This is a genomic window from Mucilaginibacter sp., assembly GCF_965200995.1.
GTDB lineage: Bacteria > Bacteroidota > Bacteroidia > Sphingobacteriales > Sphingobacteriaceae > Mucilaginibacter.
The window spans coordinates 375,937-393,506 of the sequence record NZ_OZ241743.1 but is presented as its reverse complement, the minus strand read 5'-3'; the positions used below and the strand labels follow the sequence as shown (position 1 = coordinate 393,506).

The window sequence follows — 17,570 nt, the reverse complement described above, 5'->3', positions numbered from 1 at the left end:
ACCCATGCAAGCACATCAGCCTATCGGCGTATTCGATTCGGGTATCGGCGGCCTTACCGTAGCCAATGCCATCAGTAATGCCATGCCCGATGAGCAGTTAATCTATTTTGGCGATACGGCACACCTGCCCTATGGCGATAAATCGCCGGAGGCCATTAAGTATTATTCACTTAAAATCACCCGGTTTTTAATTGAGCAGGGGTGTAAGGCCATCGTAATTGCCTGTAATACCGCCTCCTCACTCGCTTACCGGGATGTGCTGCAGTTTATGGGCAATCAGTTGCCTGTATACAGTGTGATTGACCCTGTGGTGCACCATATAACTCAAAATAACACTTATAAGCATGTAGGCGTAATTGCCACCAAGGCAACCATCGAATCTGATATTTACGCCCGAGAGATACATCAGCTAAAACCTGAGATTCAGGTAAGCTCAATGGCTGCGCCGCTGCTGGTACCCATGATTGAGGAAGGCTTTTTTAATAATAACATCAGCCAGACCATTATTCATACTTACCTTTCTGCCCCGGAGCTGAATGGTATCGACAGCCTGATACTGGGCTGTACACATTATCCGCTCATTAAAAATGAGATAGCGCAATATTACCAGGGCAGGGTGGCCATCATCGACAATGCGGAACTAACGGCCGGTTTCCTGAAAAATGAGTTACAGCAAAAGGGGCTGTTGAGTGATACCCGGCAGGCTGCACACCGGTTTTATGTATCAGACTATACCCGGTCTTTTGAAGAAAGCACCCGCATTTTTTTCAGGGACAAAATACACCTCGAAAAATATTCCATCTGGGACTGATCCTGCTTTCTGAAATCCGTCTAAATAAGCCGTGTGTAACTAAACTTTATTAGTTAATTTTGCCGGATAAAGCAAATTGTACTGTTGAATTATTACATCATACATATACTGGTAGCGGCCGGGCTTTTTGCCTTTGTGGGCCTATTCACTATGTTTGGGGTGTATGCAGAGCGTAAAATATCAGCCTTTATCCAGGACAGGCTCGGGCCAACCGAAACCGGCAAGTATGGCTCCTTGCAGGTAGTGGCTGATATGCTGAAAATGCTGCAAAAGGAAATGATTATTCCGGCTGCAGCCGATAAGATATTGTTTACCCTGTCGCCGGTGATCATCTTTGTGGCGGTGTATCTGGGTTTTGCCGCGCTTCCATGGGCGCCCGGCCTGGTACCTTCTAAGATCAACCTCGGCCTGTATTATATTTTTGCCATTATCTCTATCGAAACGCTGGGCATCCTGATGGCCGGTTGGGGCTCCAATAACAAATACTCTATTTTAGGTGCCATGCGTTCGGCTGCGCAAATCATCTCTTACGAGATTCCTGCCGGCTTTGCACTGATTTCCGTGATAATGATCGCCCAAACGCTGGATTTGCAGCAGGTAGCCTTGCAGCAGGGCATCCTCTCAGCAGAAAAAAACAAGCTTTGGGGATTGTGGGATATGTCTGCCGTAGGTGGCATCCTGAGCTGGAATATCATCAGGGCGCCCCATCTGCTATTAGCTTTCATCATTTATTTTATTTCCTCGCTGGCCGAAAGTAACCGTGCGCCTTTTGATATCCCTGAAGCGGAATCTGAACTGGTGGCCGGTTTTCATACCGAGTTTAGCGGTATGCGCTTTGCCCTGCTGTTTCTGGCGGAGTATTCCATGATGTTTTTGGTATCGATGCTGGCCGCTATATTGTTCTTAGGGGCGTGGAATACGCCGCTGCCCAATATCGGCCCGGTAAAACTGGCCAATTGGACTACCGGCATTTCATGGGGTATTCTGTGGATATTGTTAAAATCAGTAGGGTTGGTAGGTGTGCAGATGTGGATACGCTGGACGCTGCCCCGCCTGCGGGTAGACCATTTGATGAACCTGTGCTGGAAGGTGCTTACCCCGCTGGCTTTTCTGTGTATGCTAATTTCGGGCGTGTGGCGCTTATATGTAATGTAAGATGATCAAAAATGCGTTAAGTGGTTTCGTTACTGCATGGCAGGGCCTGATGCTCACCATAAGGCATTTCTTTTCGTCAAAAAAGAAGCGCAACGTGGTGCCCGTAAGCAGCGATAATTATTTTAAAAAGCTGGAAGGCACCAATACCATACAATACCCCAAACAGCAATTGCCGGTACCCGAAGTGGGCCGTTACCAGCTGGATGTGGAAATTGACGACTGCATTGTGTGCGACCTTTGCGCCAAGGTATGCCCGGTAGACTGCATTGACATTGATGCCATCAAGGCGACAGAGGCTATCGGGCAAACGTCGGATGGTACCACCAAGCGCCTGTACGCGGCTAAGTTTGATATTGATATGGCCAAGTGCATGTATTGCGGCCTGTGCACCGTAGTGTGCCCTACCGAATGCATTACCATGACCAACCAGTACGACCGCAGTGTAGCTGACTTGGGTGCGCTTACCTACGCTTTCTCGGAAATGACCGCCGGCGAGGCCGCCGAAAAACGCGCCTTGTTAGATAAGCAGTTGGCCGAGAAGCAGGCCGCCAAGTTAGCCGCCATGCAAAAGAAAGAGGAGGGTAAGGCATGACCCTGATACAGTCGCTTTTTTACGTAATGGCAGCTATGGCTGTAGGCTCGGCTTTGTATGTGGCCGCTACGCCTAATTTGGTACGTTCGGTGTTCATGTTCTTCATCACGCTGTTTGCCTTAGCGGGTTTATATGTACTGGCCCTGGCCGATTTTGTAGCCATTACCCAGGTGGTCGTGTATGTGGGCGGTATTTTGGTATTGGTTATATTTGCCTTTATGCTTTCGGGGCGCGAAACCCTGGCAGCGCTGCAGCAAACCCCGGTAAAATGGTTGTCGGTAGCTAAATTGCCTGCGCTGCTGCTGTCGGGTTTGTTTTTGGTGGTGCTGGTAAATTTAATGTTAAAGCAGGATGCCGGTAATTTGCCGTGGATAACAAATGCTGTAGCCGGCAAGAATGTGATTATGCCCAACGATGTGATGATCGGCAATACCGGCGTTAACCTCATGACCAGGTATCTGCTGCCGTTTGAAGCTATATCCGTACTATTGCTGATGGCATTGGCAGGAGCGGCACATCTGGCCAGAAAGGAGCCGCAGGAAGTATGATTTCCTTAACCCATTTTCTGTTGGTAAGCGCTGCCCTGTTTTGTATCGGCATGTACATGGTGGTAGCCAAACGTAACGCTATACAGATATTAATTGGAGTAGAGCTGATGCTGAATGCCGCTATACTTAATCTGGTAGCTTTTGGCCGCTTTGATAAAATGGCAAACACCGGCCAAACCTTTGCCTTATTTGCCATTGTGCTGGCCGCGGCCAGCACAGCCGTAGCACTGGCAATTATACTGAATGTATATCGCCGCTATAAAACTATTAACCCCGAAGAAATAACAGATTTAAGAGATTAACGCAATTTGAACGCAGCTTTACCATATCATGATGTACAAACGGTTTACTACGCCTTAGCGGCGGTAGTGCTGCCATTTGTTGCATTTCTGATTAATTTTTGTTTGCCGGACAAGGCAGGTAGTAAGGTTTCTGGGGCAATATCAGCAATAGCTATACTGGCAAGCGCTGCCCTGGCTGTTTGTATTTTTAGCAGGGTATGGAATATGCATGACGTTCATGCCCGGCAGCTTTGGTTCAGGATAGGGAACACGCAGGTGTTTGCTGGTATACTGCTCAACAACTTATCGGTATTGATGCTGGCGCTGGTAACACTGGTAGCATTGCCCGTGCATATTTACTCTATGGCTTACATGAAGGAGGGGGAGCACAAGCGGTATTTCAGCTACCTCAGTTTCTTCTGCTTCAGTATGCTGGCGCTGGTAGTGGCCGATAACTTAGTGCTGTTCTATGCCTTTTGGGAACTGGTGGGTTTTTCGTCTTACCTGCTCATCGGTTTCTGGTTCACCCGCGAGAGCGCCGCACAGGCCAGCAAAAAAGCGTTTATCATGAACCGTATCGGCGATGTGGGTTTGCTCATTGCTATCGGCATCCTGTTTTCGCAATATCGTACTTTCGACTTGGCAGAGCTATTTGGTAAACATGGCATCGTTGATCAGCCTTCCGCAATCATCAATAATGGAAAATGGCTAACCCCATTCATGCACACAAACGGCTGGGCAATTTTTGGTAATGAAGGAATACCTGCAATATGGTATTATATAACCGGTGCCGGTATATTCTTAGCCGTTGCTGCCAAATCGGCACAGTTTCCGCTGCATACCTGGCTGCCCGATGCAATGGAAGGCCCTACTTCTGTTTCGGCCTTAATACATGCCGCAACTATGGTGGCGGCAGGTGTATTTCTTTTAGCGCGCGTTTTCCCGCTTTTTAACGAGGAAGAGCGTACTTTTTTGGCGGTTATTGGCTGTTTTACGGCGTTTATGGCGGCCACAATCGCGCTTACGCAAAACGATTTAAAACGTATACTGGCTTACTCCACCATATCGCAATTGGGTTACATGATTGCGGCTATGGGTATTGACGCCTATGCCTCCTCGCTGTTCCACCTGGTTACACATGCCTTTTTTAAATGCCTGCTGTTCCTGTGTGCTGGTTCGGTAATCCATAACCTGCAGCATATTAAGACTGATCATCAGCTTGATATTGACCCGCAGGATATAAGAACTATGGGCGGCTTGCGCAAACATCTGCCGCTTACATTTATAGCCTGCTGTATAGCCGGCCTGGCGCTGGTAGGTGTACCATTTACCTCCGGATTTTTATCTAAGGATAGCATTCTTATTCAGGCATTTGAATGGACGGATAACAGAAACGCCTGGTTGAAGATCATTCCCATTACGCTCCTGCTTACCAGCGCGCTCACCGCATTTTATGTGGCGAGACTGATATTTAAAACCTTCTTTGGCAACTTCAAATTACAGGAGCTGCTGCCCGATACGCATTTTCACATCAGCGACGGCAACTGGCAGTACCGGGTGCCGCTCATCCTCCTGTCATTGGCCTGTTTGTTTCCCTGGTTCTCGCTAAATCCTTTTTCCTACACACATTCATGGCTCTTTAGCGGCGCTTTGCCTGTTAATTATAGCATCAGAGAAAATATCTATCATGCGCTTGTGCCGGCAGGTGTTAACCTGGTGAGCTTGCTGCTGATATACTGGGCATACGCTGTATATGTGCAACGCAAAGCAGTGTTCCCGCAAAGCGGCTTTTTGTACAATCTGTCTTACCGGCAATGGTATATTGATGATTTTTACCGGCTGTTCCTTGTGAAAGGTGTGCTGAAACTGGGTACGGCACTATATAATTTTGATCGCATTGTGATTGACGGATTTTTGGATGCGTTTAAATCAAGTATACAATACCTGTCCGTTGCTGCCGCCTGGGCAGATCGTTACATTGTAGATGGCTTGCTGCACTTTTTAGCCTTCATGGTACAAGGTATTGGCAACTTCTTTCGCTCGTTTCAGCACGGTAAGGTGCAATATTATATTTACAGTATGCTGCTGGTATTGCTGGCCGTATTTATTGTTCAATTACTGAAATCAACCTGATGAACATGCTCACACTGCTCATATTTGTTCCGGCCCTGTTTGGTATGCTGATACTGGTATTGCCTTCGGCATGGCGCAACAGTTATAAGTATATTACATTGGGCGCTACTTTGGTACAGGTAATATTAAGCTTATGGATGTATGCGCAGTATAAAACTGGTGCCGCGTATGGTGGAATTAATCACGAAGACCAGTATCAGTTTGTGCAGAAACTGCCCTGGATCAGCCTGAATTTGGGCGCTGCCGGCAAAATGCAGGTAGATTATTTTGTAGGGGTGGATGGTATATCCATTATGCTCATTGTAATGAGCGCTGTGGTAATGGTAATTGCTGCGCTGGCTTCATGGGAAATTAAAACAAATTTAAAGGGGTTCTTTGCCTTGTTCCTGCTGCTGGATATGGCGGTTATCGGCGTATTCTGTGCGCTGGACTTCTTTCTGTTCTATTTATTTTATGAGCTGATGCTGCTGCCGCTTTACTTCCTGATCGGGATGTGGGGCGGAGCCAAACGCGAGTATGCTGCTATGAAATTCTTTTTATATACCTTATTCGGTTCGGTGTTTATGCTGCTGGTAATGGTAGGGCTATATTTATCAGTAACCGATCCGGCCACCGGCAGCCATACATTTAATATTGTGCAGATGATGAACCCGGCCAATTATCAGGCGGATTCTATATTTTCCATAGCCGGGCATCATACGCTGTTGGGCCTGCCGGCGAGGGTAGTTGGGTTTATCGTTTTGTTTGTTGCCTTTGCCATTAAGGTTCCGGTAGTACCGTTGCATACCTGGCTGCCCGATGCACACGTAGAAGCGCCCACGCCGGTATCCATATTGCTGGCCGGCGTGCTGCTGAAAATCGGGGGCTATGGTATCATCCGTATCTGCATAGGTATCTTTCCTGATATAGCACACGCAGGGGCCTGGTGGCTGGGTTTATTGGGTGTGATCTCTATATTATATGGCGCCCTGAATGCGTTAGCCCAACGCGACTTAAAACGGTTAATTGCCTACTCTTCGGTATCACACATGGGGTTTGTGCTCTTGGGTATTGCTTCGCAAACGCCAGAAGGCATTAGCGGCGCTACATTGCAAATGGTGAGTCATGGCTTTTTATCCTCCATGCTGTTCTTCCTGGTAGGCGTGATTTATACCCGTGTGCATGACCGGGATATTTACAGCTTTCGCGGCCTGGGTACACTAATGCCGCAATACACCACCTTCGTGGTGATTGCTTTTTTTGCCTCGTTAGGCTTGCCGGGCTTCTCGGCTTTTGTGGCCGAAGCATTTTCGCTGGCAGGCGCTTTTAAATCGGGTACTACAAACGGCCTGCTGCCGCAATGGATGGCGGTTTGCGGCTCAATAGGTATATTACTGAGTGCCGCCTACTTTTTATGGACGCTGCAGCGCATGTTTTTCGGCAAGGTATTACTTAAGGGCGCGGAAGAATGGAAGCAAGCATTACATCCGCTCGCGCTAAACGAAAAGTTTGCCCTGGTGCCCCTGGCATTATTGGCGTTGGTATTAGGCATCATGCCATCACTGGTGCTGTCAAAAATCAATGATTCGGTATTGGCGCTGGTTTCTTACATGCAAAATGTAATACAATAACTTACATGAAGGAACTGCTGCCCACACTACCTGCCAAACTGGATGATGTGCTATCCGGCATTGCTTACTTTAAGCCGGAGATTTGCCTTACCGTTTTGTTTCTGCTGGTACTGGCTGCCGATTTAATTTTCAGAACCAAATCGGCACGTATAAGCCGGATTATTGCCTGTGCAGGATTAGGGGTAGTGATCATAGCAGGTGTTTATCAATATGCTACGGTGGCTGCGCCTCGCTTGCTGTTCAGTAATGCACTGCTCATTCACCGCCCGGCGGTACTGTTCAAACTGGGTATAGATGTGCTTGCCGTTGTGCTGCTTTTATATTTCCCCTGGGATGCACAGCTCAAAAAACATCCGAAAGGATTAGGTGATGCTTATACCATCATTGTTGGCTCCGTACTCGGTCTGCACCTCATGGTAATGGCGGCTAACCTGTTAACTATGTACCTGTCCATTGAGATGGTTTCCATTGCCTCGTACCTGCTGGTTGCCTATCAATCCAACAAAGCCTTAAGTGCTGAGGCCAGCCTGAAATATATCCTGTTTGGTATGGCGTCATCGGCAGTGATGTTGTATGGCATTTCGCTGCTGTATGCCTTTACAGGTTCAATAAGTGTATATGATCCGGCAATGGTAGTTACATTACATCAGCTCAATCCATCATCCGTTATCCTTGCGCTGTTGCTGATACTGGCAGGTATCGGGTTTAAGTTGGGCGCAGTGCCGCTGCATTTCTGGGTGCCCGATGTATACCAGGGTTCGGCCACACCGGTAATGGCCTACATTTCTACCTTACCTAAAATTGCGGCTTTTGGCTTGCTGCTTAACTTTTTAATGCCACTGGTGTATGATAAGCAGGGGCAGTTTATCAATTATCAAACCGCCCTGGCTATCACCAGCATTATTACCATGCTGGTGGGGAATTTTGCTGCCATCTGGCAAACTAACGTGAAGCGCCTGCTTGCATATTCGGGCATAGGGCATACCGGCTTTGCGCTGATGGCTGCACTGTGCTTTACGGTGCAGGGCATATCAGCGCTTAGCTTTTATCTGTTTATATATGCTATAGCTAATATCGGCACACTGGCATTGGCTTCTTATTTCAGCAATGTTGCAGGGGCGGAGGAGGTAGCTGATTACAGCGGGTTAGGTATCAGGTACCCTGTAGCTTCGGTCTGTTTTGTAATCTTATTAATATCGCTTACCGGCTTGCCGGTAACGGCCGGTTTTAACGCTAAACTGCTGGTATTTTCGGCCATTTATACCCTATATAAGCAAACCGGCAATTTGTGGCTGCTGGCGGCATTAAGTACAGGGGCATTAACTACTGTAGTGTCTTTGTTCTATTATTTCAAGATTTCCCTGCATTTATTCCTGAGAAGGTCAAGCATCGTACATTCTGTAGTTAAAATAGCGCCGTATCTTGCCATATTAGTAGTAATAATCACTATATGTATTCTTTTATTAGGAATTTTTCCGGATTACTTGAGTAATTATCTTTAATTGTTGAAATATATTCGGAGTATTTTGAAAAAATCTAAACAAAATGAGTTTTTACTTAGATTATTTCCTACTTTCAGGCCGTTAAATAAATTTTTAATAAATTTTTATGAAACGGTATATTCCTTTCTTGTTTCTTCTGGTGGTTTTGGTGCTGTCTTTCCTGTTTCCTTCAGTTCAGCTGGATACATCAGGCCCGGCGCCTAAATTCAATTCAGGCGATGTTGCCTGGATGCTGATTTCCACTGCACTGGTATTGATCATGACGCCCGGCCTTGCCTTTTTTTACGGCGGTATGGTGAATAAAAAGAATGTCATTTCCACCATGCTGCAAAGTTTGATTTGTATGGTGATCATCACTGTAATATGGATGGTATTTGGCTTCAGCCTGGCCTTCGGCGACAGCATTGGTGGCTTCATTGGCAATCCGGCTACCTTTTTCATGATGAAGGGGATGCTGGGCAATGCGGTATGGAAGCCGGCGCCTACCTTTCCGTTGTTGTTGTTTGCCATGTATCAGCTAAAATTTGCCATCATCACCCCGGCGCTCATCACCGGGGCCTTTGCCGAACGTATCCGCTTCAACTCCTATATTGTATTTTTAATACTGTTTTCAATATTCATTTATTCGCCGCTGGCCCACTGCACCTGGCACCCCGACGGGTACCTGTTTAAAAAAGGCGTACTTGATTTTGCAGGCGGTACGGTTGTGCATATGTCGGCTGGCTGGGCAGCTTTAGCTTCGGCATTGTATTTAAAAGGCCGCAATCAGGCCAATCATGCGCCTGCCCGCATTACTTATGTAATTATTGGCACCGGGTTGCTTTGGTTTGGCTGGTTTGGTTTCAATGCCGGTTCTGCCATGGCGGCTACTTCGCTGGCCGTAACAGCTATGGCTACCACTACGGCTGCTGCATCGGCTGCCGGAGTGAGCTGGGTATTTTTTGATATTCTGCGCGGCCGTAAGCCTTCGGCCATGGGTACCTGTATCGGCTCTGTGGTCGGGCTGGTAGCCATTACACCTGCTGCAGGCTTCGTTACGGTGCCCCATGCTTTAGCTATCGGTATTATTTCTGCTGTAGTAAGTAACCTGATGGTGGAGTGGCGCACCCGTACCAAAATTGATGATACATTAGATGTATTTCCCTGCCATGGTGTAGGAGGTATGGTAGGCATGCTGCTAACCGGCGTGTTTGCGCATAAAAATGTAAATGCCGCAGTAACAGATAACGGGTTGTTCTTTGGCGAAACTAAATTGTTTTTAACACAGCTGCTGGCCTTGATAGCGGTGTCTGTATTTGCATTCTTTGGCTCTATGTTATTGTTGAAAATAACCGACCTGATCACACCGTTGCGCGTTTCGGCTGAGGATGAAACCGTAGGTCTGGATATCAGCCAGCACGGGGAACGGTTGTAAAAGATACGATGCCCTGATAATTTAAACTTAACACTGATGAAAGCCCGGCTCCCTAAGCCGGGTTTTTTGTTGCCATAAATGCTTTAACATGACAAACTAACCTGTTCAACCTTGTGTATTAATCGTACCTTTGCGCTTCCCATAATCAATCATGAGCGATCAGATTAAACATGAATGCGGCGTTGCTTTCATACGCCTGTTAAAGCCACTCTCTTTTTACCAGAAAAAATATGGCACCGCCCTGTACGGCTTAAACAAACTGTACCTGCTGATGGAAAAACAGCACAACCGCGGGCAGGATGGGGCCGGTGTAGCTACCATCAAACTGGATGTAGAGCCGGGCAGGCGTTACATCAGTCGCCATCGCTCCATGGCTTCCAATGCAGTGGCTGACACCTTCGAGTACATACAGCGTAAGTTTGCCGAGGTAGAAAAAGAGTATCCCGAAAAAATGAAGGATGCTGACTGGCTGAAGCAAAATATGAGCTTTACCGGCGAAGTATTACTTGGGCACCTGCGCTACGGCACACATGGTAAAAACAGCATTGAAAGCTGCCACCCGTTTTTACGCCAGAACAACTGGATGACCCGTAACCTGGTGATTGCCGGTAACTTTAACATGACGAACGTAGATGAGTTGCTGGAGCAGTTATATGAATTAGGGCAGCACCCCAAAGAAAAAGCCGATACGGTAACCGTGCTCGAAAAGATAGGTCATTTTTTAGACACCGAGGTACAGGGCCTGTTCGATCAGTTTAAGCGCGAGGGTAACGATGATAATATAGAGATCAGCAAGATGATTGGTGATAGCATGGATGTTGCCAAAATCTTAAAGAAATCTGCCAAAAGCTGGGATGGCGGTTATACTATTGCTGGCATCCTGGGGCATGGCGATGCCTTTGTGATGCGCGACCCATCCGGTATACGCCCGGCATTTTATTATCAGAACGATGAAGTTGTAGTAGTTACTTCTGAGCGCCCGGCCATTCAGACGGCCTTTAATATTCCTTTAAAAGATATTCAGGAAATAAAACCCGGCCACGCGCTGATTATAAAGAAGAATGGCTTTGTTTGCGAAGATCAGTTCAGTGCGCCCAGGGAGAAAAAATCATGTTCCTTCGAGCGGATTTATTTTTCAAGGGGCAGTGATGCATCCATTTACCGTGAACGTAAGCAACTGGGCAGATTACTGTGTCCTCAGGTACTGGAAGCAGTAAATCACGATATTACAAATACTGTATTTTCGTACATCCCTAACACTGCCGAAACCGCTTTTTACGGTATGGTAGAAGGCGTAAATAAATACATTAAACAGCACCAGCGCGAGCGCCTGATGAACCGTAACGGCAACCTCACCGACGAAGAAATTGATGAGGTACTTGCTATTGCTCCACGGGTAGAAAAATTAGCGATCAAAGATGTAAAGCTTCGTACCTTTATTACGCAGGATGCCGACCGGGGCGAGATGGTAGCGCACGTTTATGATACCACCTATGGGCAGGTAAAGCATGGTACAGACAGTTTGGTACTGCTGGACGATTCCATTGTACGTGGCACTACACTAAAGCAAAGCATCCTGAAAATTATGGATCGTTTGGGGCCTAAAAAAATTGTGGTGGTATCTTCCGCCCCGCAAATCCGTTACCCCGATTGCTATGGCATTGATATGTCGCGCATGGGGGAGTTTGTTGCTTTTGAGGCTGCAGTAAGCTTGTTGAAGGATGCCGGTAAAGAAGATATCATTGTAGAGGCTTACCAAAAGGCTAAAGCGAGCGCAGCTTTGCCCAAAGAACAGGTAGAAAATTATGTAAAGGCTATTTACGAGCCGTTTACTGATGAGGAAATATCTGACCGTATTGCACAGATTATTACACCAAAAGGTATAAATGCCGAGGTACAGGTGATTTACCAAACACTGGATAACCTGCATAAAGCCTGCCCTGATCATTTGGGCGACTGGTATTTCTCTGGTAATTATCCTACTCCCGGCGGTAATAAAGTGGTGAACAAAGCCTTTGCCAACTGGATGGAAGGCAAGAACCAACGGGCCTATATGTAATGCCCCCCAGCCCCCTAAAGGGGGAGTATGTTAGCATGTTTAAGCAAGAAGCAGATTATAATAATAAAGGAGAGTGATACACTCTCCTTTATTATTGTCAGCCAACTCCTCCCCCTTTAGGGGGTTGGGGGGCTTACGCTTCAATCGGCGGAAATACAAAATGTGTAACCAGCCGGTCGGCAATTACAAAGGCGGCAATAATAAGGGCGATACCGGCGGCGTAGTTAAGGCGGTGTATCAGTTTGGGGGAGATACGCTTGCGCAGCTTGTTGGCATAATACGCTTTTAAAGAATCCATGGTAAACTGCACGATCAGCACTGTGACGAACATAATTGCCATCTTCAGTTCCCGGTTGTGCACTCCTTTATGGTATAGCGTACTTGCCGTGCCGATGACGGTAATCCAGTGAAACAGCATTACCGGGTTAAAGATGCACATCAGAAAGCCTTTAAAAAAGTACCCCATCCGGTTTACAGCAGCCGGTTCATGGTCATTGTATTGTACCACCGCTTTTTTAAGGAGGTAATGTATGCCAATTCCCAGTAAGATCAGGCTGCCTGTAATGCCGGCATAAATCTTCTGCGCAGGCGTAACTTCAAAAAACTGTGAGCCGAAGAGGATAGCGCCCACAAATACCACATCGCTGCAAACCACGCCAAAAGCCAGGGCTTCGCCCGCACGAAAACCGCTTTCGATACTGGTTTTTATTAAGGCAAAAAACACCGGGCCGGTAATAAAGGTAAGAATCAACCCTACGCCAATACCCGAAATAATAGCTTCTATCATTAATGTTACCTTATTATCTGCTCGTTAATGGGATTGATGATTGCGAAGATGCAATTTATCACATACTAATGATAAACAACGTAATCTGAAAATTAGATACAATTATTTTGTAATGGTGTACATTATATTGTAAAAATACGGTATGTTAGAGGCTTTAACTAACTATTAACAACCTCTTATTTATGGAACAAACCAGTACGGCCAATAATCGGTCGGCTCTATATTCCCTCATTACTGTTTGGTTTTTCTGGGGATTTTCGGCAGCATCAAATGGTGTATTCATTCCCTTTTGTAAAGCTCATTTTCACCTCTCGCAGTTTGAGTCACAATTGATCGACTTTACTTTTTATGGTGGTTATTTCATCGGTTCATTAATTCTGTATTTTGCATCTCAGGCAAGCCGGGTGGATATCTTAAATAAGATTGGTTATAAAAATGCCATTATTATCGGTTTGTTGATTTCCACCGTAGGTTCTTTGTTAATGGTTCCTTCTATTAATTCAGGTGTGTTTGGGTTTATTCTTGCCGCATTCTTTATTATAGCCATCGGCTTTTCGTTGCAGCAAACAGCGGTAAATCCGTTTATTGTGGCTTTAGGCCCGCCCGAAACCGGTTCAACGCGTTTAAATTTGGCCGGTGGTGTAAACAACTTCGGTAGTATTTTAGGGCCGGTAGTGGTGAGCTTTCTGTTATTTGGTTCTGCCGCTGCCAGTGCAGATGCCAGTACTGTTTCTATTTCGTCAGTAAATATGTTGTATTACATATTAGCCGCTTTATTTTTGGTATTGGCGGTGTTTTTTTGGGTAACTAAACTGCCTAAAGTTACCAGCGATGAGCAGATCGAGCAAAGCAGCAAAGCAAACCTGCCGCTTTTCGTTATCTTCATTGCGTTCTGCTTTATTTTGGCAGCTACACCGTTGAGCAATGCTACCGGTTTATCACCTGCTTATTTTGTGTACAGCGCCTTATTCATCATCCTGATTTCTCTAATCACCTCTTCATCAACCGCTACCAAGCAAAAAAAGGGTTGGGGCGCTATGCAATATCCGCAATTGATTTTGGGCATGCTGGCTATCTTTACTTATGTAGGGGTAGAGGTTACTATTCAGAGTAACATGGGGGCATTGTTAGAAACGCCTGCCTTTGGTGGTATATCGGCCCGCAACATTGCACCCTACATTTCTTTATACTGGGGCAGTTTGATGATAGGCCGCTGGACCGGAGCCATCGGCGTTTTTGATGTGTCTAAAACCGGCCGTACCATTTTAACGGTGGTTGTACCTTATATCGCTTTTGCGGTAGTGCTGGCAGCTAACTACATAAGTCATGCAGATTTAAGTATTCTTGCACCTTATGGCATTTGCGTTGTGTTTTTAGTAATCGGGTTCCTGTTAGGTAAAGAGAAGCCCATCCGTACTTTAACTATATTTGGTTTACTCGGCGTAGCTTTCATGATTGTTGGTCTATTATCTCATGGCATTGTGGCCACTTATGCTTTTATCAGCGGTGGTTTGTGCTGTTCAATCATGTGGCCTTCCATCTTCGCCCTTTCATTGGCTGGCTTAGGTAAATATACCAGCCAGGGCGCATCCTTATTAATTATGATGATATTGGGTGGTTCCATCATTCCTCCGGTACAGGGTATTTTAGCCGATGGCAGCAATAATATCATCCCGGGCATGAGCGGTATTCACTTCTCTTATATTATACCTGTAATTGGCTTTGCCTACCTGGCGTTCTTTGCCTGGAAAGCCGGCTCGGAGTTGCGCAAGCAAGGAATTGATATTGACCATATCGAAGCTGGTGCAGGGCACTAAGGCAGTTATATTATAGCCGTATTACTTTAACGTCCTGAAACATATTATTAAATGTGTTTCAGGACGTTTGTTTTTGCTGTAAGTAATGCAATCTCAACAGAGGGACTTTTATCGGCATCACCTAAACAGCGCAGAGGTAAGTACAGCTAAATGCAGCAAGTAACGAATAATTAATGGTTCGCAAATAAGCAGCTTTAATTGGTGAACAGCAACGAAATAAGTAATGTAACCGTATGAAGTTAGGTTTCGACGAGATATTTATGAATTTAGCAACCGACCTGGCCAGGCGCTCTCATTGCGTAAAGGCACAGGTTGGCGCTGTTTTAACCCGCGATACGCGTATCATATCCATTGGCTACAATGGGCCGCCTGCAGGTACGCATAACTGCGATGAAGAATGGCCGCTTACCGGCTGTGCACGTGATGCCAAAGGCAGTTGCTCATTAGCTTTACATGCCGAAGAGAATGCCATCTTGTACGCGGCTAAAAATGGTTCAAAGCTGGAAGGGGCAACCTTGTATGTAACGCTATCGCCCTGCCTGCCCTGTGCCCGGCTCATCTACTCGGCAGGTATCAGGCAGGTGATTTATAAAAGCTCTTATGCCGCCTATAAAGGACTACTTAATGATGAAGGCGTAGATTTTTTGAACCGTTTTGGTGTGCAAACCCGGCTGTTTACTGAACCGGGTATCGAAGCAGTTCTGTAAGCACTACTTATTGTTTTTGTAAAGAAGTATATCAGCCGTTATTTAAAAAGGGCGCTAACTTGTCTAAAGCAAATTGCAACTGTTGCTCAGGGGTAAGGTTGGTATTGTCTAATATTATCGCATCCTCAGCCCGTATAAGCGGGCTTTCCACACGGGTGGTATCGGCATAATCCCGGTGCGCTAAATTTTCAAATACTTCCTCCAAAGTAATCTCCGGATTTTTAGGTAGCAGTTCTTTATGCCTGCGCTCCGCGCGTACTTTAGGGTCGGCCGTCATAAATATTTTAAGCTGTGCCTCAGGGAACACCATGGTGCCGATGTCGCGCCCGTCCATAACAATGTTTTCCGATTGGCCCATGCGCTGCTGCTGCTTTACCATTTCGGTACGTACCAGTTTAATGGCTGATACGGCGCTTACATTCTCTGATACCGGCATCAGTCTGATCTCGTCCGATACCTCCTCATCATTTAAAGTGATATGCGTTTCGTAATCGCGGGAGTGAAAGTTCAAATGAACATCCTGAAGTGCTAAGGCTACCTGCTGTTCATCTTTTAAATTCACCTGGTTACGTAAAAAATACAGGGTAACTGCCCGGTACATGGCACCGCTATCTACATATATAAAGTGTAGTTTTTTGGCTAAGGCTTTGGCCAGCGTGCTTTTTCCGCATGACGAATAGCCGTCAATCGCCACCACAATGTTATTGCTCATCGGGATGCTAAGGTACAAAAACCAGCCTGTTTCTACAGATTAAAGCTAACTTTGTGTATGCACATGACTAAAGAGGCGCTTCAAAAGGAGGTACGCTACAGAACATCGCGCAGCGGCGGCAAGGGAGGGCAAAATGTAAACAAGGTAGCCAGCAAAGTTGATGTGCTGTTTTCAATTGCCAATTCCGGTTTATTTAATGAGGATGACAAACACTGGCTGCTGCAGCAGTTAGCCGGCAGAATTAATGCTGATGGTAATGTGCAGGTTATTTGTGATGAGGAACGCAGCCAGTACCTGAACAAACAAAAAGCGGTTGACCGCCTTTACCAGTTATTAACAAAAGCATTGCACAGGCCTGCATTGCGCAAGCCTGTAAAAATCAGCAAGGCTGCCAAAGTTAAACGCCTGGAGCAGAAACGTATCCGCGCCGTAAAAAAGCAGCTCCGGAAAATTGATTACTGAAAGCGGTACAGCGCGGTTACCGTACCCCACTGATGCTTCTTAACCATAGAGGTTACATCTTTAGTATGATAAACGGCTGCTACATCAAATACCCACCTCGGCCCCGCATAAGCAACGCCCACCTGCTGGCTGAATACAAAGCGTTCAGGCGTGCTGGTGTATTCGTTGTCATTAGCCGGGTGGCTCCTGAATAAACTGCCCTGAACTGTGGCATCATACGCCGTATAATTAACTACCGGTTTGTAATATGCAAACAGCTCTGATTTATGCAGCGGCTGAACGGCGGCGTTATTAACAGCTGTACTTTGTGTGCTTACCGAATTAAACAACTGGTTGAGCAGCCCTGCCCTGAGCAGCGGGCCTATGCCGGCCCCGGTAAAGCCATTGCCCAGGTTGGCATAAGCATAGCCAGCAGCATCAACAGGCCCAAGCCTAATTAATTTACGTGTATAGCTGCCGGATAAATTAAGTTCTGCATCATTATGTATCTGGTACCGCCAGCCCTGGGGCTGGTATAAGTTAAATATACGGTGAATTAATTGCTGCGTTTCTTTACCTGCCGCTGCCGGGCCGGTTATACCTATCTGTGCGCCTAATTTTAAGCTGCTCTCATTCTTATATAAAAAATTAAGCGTGGAGCCAACATACAGGTAACCGGCAAACGGGCGGTCGAGATAAAGTGCAGAAGGGATAACAGCACCCTGCGGGTTGAACATCTTTTGTCCGGCTTCAAAGCCTAATACTTTGTTGGCAAGCGATGTATTAGCAGTGGCTACCGGCAATGCCTGGCGGTAATATAGAAAAGTGCCATTGGTATAATATTTATCGGAGCCTTTGCCCAGATAAGAGTCATTATCACTCTGAAAGCCGGCTTCGCGGCTGTGCTGCTGGGCATGTAACCGGTTGACTGTAACAACCAGTAAAAATAGACCTAATAAATATTTCATGAGTTGCAATTGCCGAAAATAAAGAAAGCCGGG

16 protein-coding genes are annotated in these 17,570 nt (G+C 46.3%); 13 read left to right on the top strand and 3 right to left on the bottom strand.

Going from position 1 to position 17,570, the window contains the following annotated elements:
* The first annotated feature begins 4 nt into the window (after positions 1-4).
* The 10 genes from murI to ACY652_RS01865 all read left to right on the top strand — a co-directional run bounded on the left by murI (position 5) and on the right by ACY652_RS01865 (position 12,105).
* On the top strand, positions 5-811 hold the full coding sequence (murI, locus tag ACY652_RS01910) for a glutamate racemase (protein WP_462266239.1): 807 nt from the start codon (positions 5-7) through the stop codon (positions 809-811).
* Between the two features lie 84 nt (positions 812-895).
* Complete coding sequence (gene nuoH / locus ACY652_RS01905; RefSeq protein WP_462266238.1) at positions 896-1,966, top strand: NADH-quinone oxidoreductase subunit NuoH; 1,071 nt, start codon at positions 896-898, stop codon at positions 1,964-1,966.
* A 1-nt stretch (position 1,967) separates the two neighbouring features.
* The gene (locus tag ACY652_RS01900) at positions 1,968-2,558 is read left to right on the top strand and encodes a 4Fe-4S dicluster domain-containing protein (protein ID WP_462266237.1); all 591 of its coding nucleotides are present in this window, start codon (positions 1,968-1,970) and stop codon (positions 2,556-2,558) included.
* On the top strand, positions 2,555-3,106 hold the full coding sequence (locus ACY652_RS01895) for an NADH-quinone oxidoreductase subunit J family protein (protein WP_462266236.1): 552 nt from the start codon (positions 2,555-2,557) through the stop codon (positions 3,104-3,106). Before ACY652_RS01900 ends, ACY652_RS01895 begins: the two co-directional genes overlap by 4 nt.
* A complete protein-coding gene (gene nuoK / locus ACY652_RS01890; protein ID WP_462266235.1) occupies positions 3,103-3,408 on the top strand; it encodes an NADH-quinone oxidoreductase subunit NuoK in 306 nt (101 codons plus the stop codon). The genes ACY652_RS01895 and nuoK overlap by 4 nt, the downstream gene beginning before the upstream one ends.
* A gap of 6 nt (positions 3,409-3,414) precedes the next feature.
* Positions 3,415-5,520 carry an NADH-quinone oxidoreductase subunit L gene (gene nuoL / locus ACY652_RS01885; RefSeq protein WP_462266234.1) on the top strand — a complete coding sequence of 702 codons (2,106 nt, stop codon included), beginning with the start codon at positions 3,415-3,417 and terminating at the stop codon, positions 5,518-5,520.
* Positions 5,520-7,130: a complex I subunit 4 family protein gene (locus tag ACY652_RS01880; protein WP_462266233.1), complete on the top strand. Its 1,611-nt coding sequence runs from the start codon at positions 5,520-5,522 to the stop codon at positions 7,128-7,130. The genes nuoL and ACY652_RS01880 overlap by 1 nt, the downstream gene beginning before the upstream one ends.
* Before the next feature lie 5 nt (positions 7,131-7,135).
* A complete protein-coding gene (locus ACY652_RS01875; RefSeq protein ID WP_462266232.1) occupies positions 7,136-8,632 on the top strand; it encodes an NADH-quinone oxidoreductase subunit N in 1,497 nt (498 codons plus the stop codon).
* Positions 8,633-8,738: 106 nt separating this feature from the next.
* On the top strand, positions 8,739-10,046 hold the full coding sequence (locus ACY652_RS01870) for an ammonium transporter (RefSeq protein ID WP_462266231.1): 1,308 nt from the start codon (positions 8,739-8,741) through the stop codon (positions 10,044-10,046).
* Between the two features lie 151 nt (positions 10,047-10,197).
* Positions 10,198-12,105, top strand: coding sequence for an amidophosphoribosyltransferase (locus ACY652_RS01865; protein WP_462266230.1), 1,908 nt, complete (start codon positions 10,198-10,200; stop codon positions 12,103-12,105).
* Positions 12,106-12,238: 133 nt separating this feature from the next.
* Here the strand turns inward: ACY652_RS01865 and ACY652_RS01860 are convergent, their stop codons facing one another.
* Positions 12,239-12,892, bottom strand: a complete 654-nt coding sequence (locus tag ACY652_RS01860) for a LysE family translocator (protein WP_462266229.1) — start codon at positions 12,890-12,892, stop codon at positions 12,239-12,241.
* 182 nt (positions 12,893-13,074) lie between these two features.
* Here ACY652_RS01860 and ACY652_RS01855 point away from each other — a divergent pair, with 182 nt between their 5' ends.
* Both ACY652_RS01855 and ACY652_RS01850 read left to right on the top strand, forming a co-directional pair.
* Positions 13,075-14,709: an MFS transporter gene (locus ACY652_RS01855; RefSeq protein ID WP_462266228.1), complete on the top strand. Its 1,635-nt coding sequence runs from the start codon at positions 13,075-13,077 to the stop codon at positions 14,707-14,709.
* 233 nt (positions 14,710-14,942) lie between these two features.
* Positions 14,943-15,416, top strand: a complete 474-nt coding sequence (locus ACY652_RS01850; protein WP_462266226.1) for a deoxycytidylate deaminase — start codon at positions 14,943-14,945, stop codon at positions 15,414-15,416.
* Positions 15,417-15,447: 31 nt separating this feature from the next.
* Here ACY652_RS01850 and cmk read toward each other — a convergent pair whose 3' ends face one another.
* Positions 15,448-16,128: a (d)CMP kinase gene (gene cmk / locus ACY652_RS01845; RefSeq protein WP_462266225.1), complete on the bottom strand. Its 681-nt coding sequence runs from the start codon at positions 16,126-16,128 to the stop codon at positions 15,448-15,450.
* A gap of 57 nt (positions 16,129-16,185) precedes the next feature.
* Here cmk and arfB point away from each other — a divergent pair, with 57 nt between their 5' ends.
* Entirely contained in the window at positions 16,186-16,590 is a 405-nt protein-coding gene (gene arfB, locus ACY652_RS01840) for an alternative ribosome rescue aminoacyl-tRNA hydrolase ArfB (RefSeq protein WP_462266224.1), read from the top strand.
* Here arfB and ACY652_RS01835 read toward each other — a convergent pair.
* Positions 16,584-17,537 carry a lipid A deacylase LpxR family protein gene (locus ACY652_RS01835; protein WP_462266223.1) on the bottom strand — a complete coding sequence of 318 codons (954 nt, stop codon included), beginning with the start codon at positions 17,535-17,537 and terminating at the stop codon, positions 16,584-16,586. The two genes, arfB and ACY652_RS01835, sit on opposite strands and share 7 nt — an antisense overlap.
* Positions 17,538-17,570 lie beyond the last annotated feature (33 nt).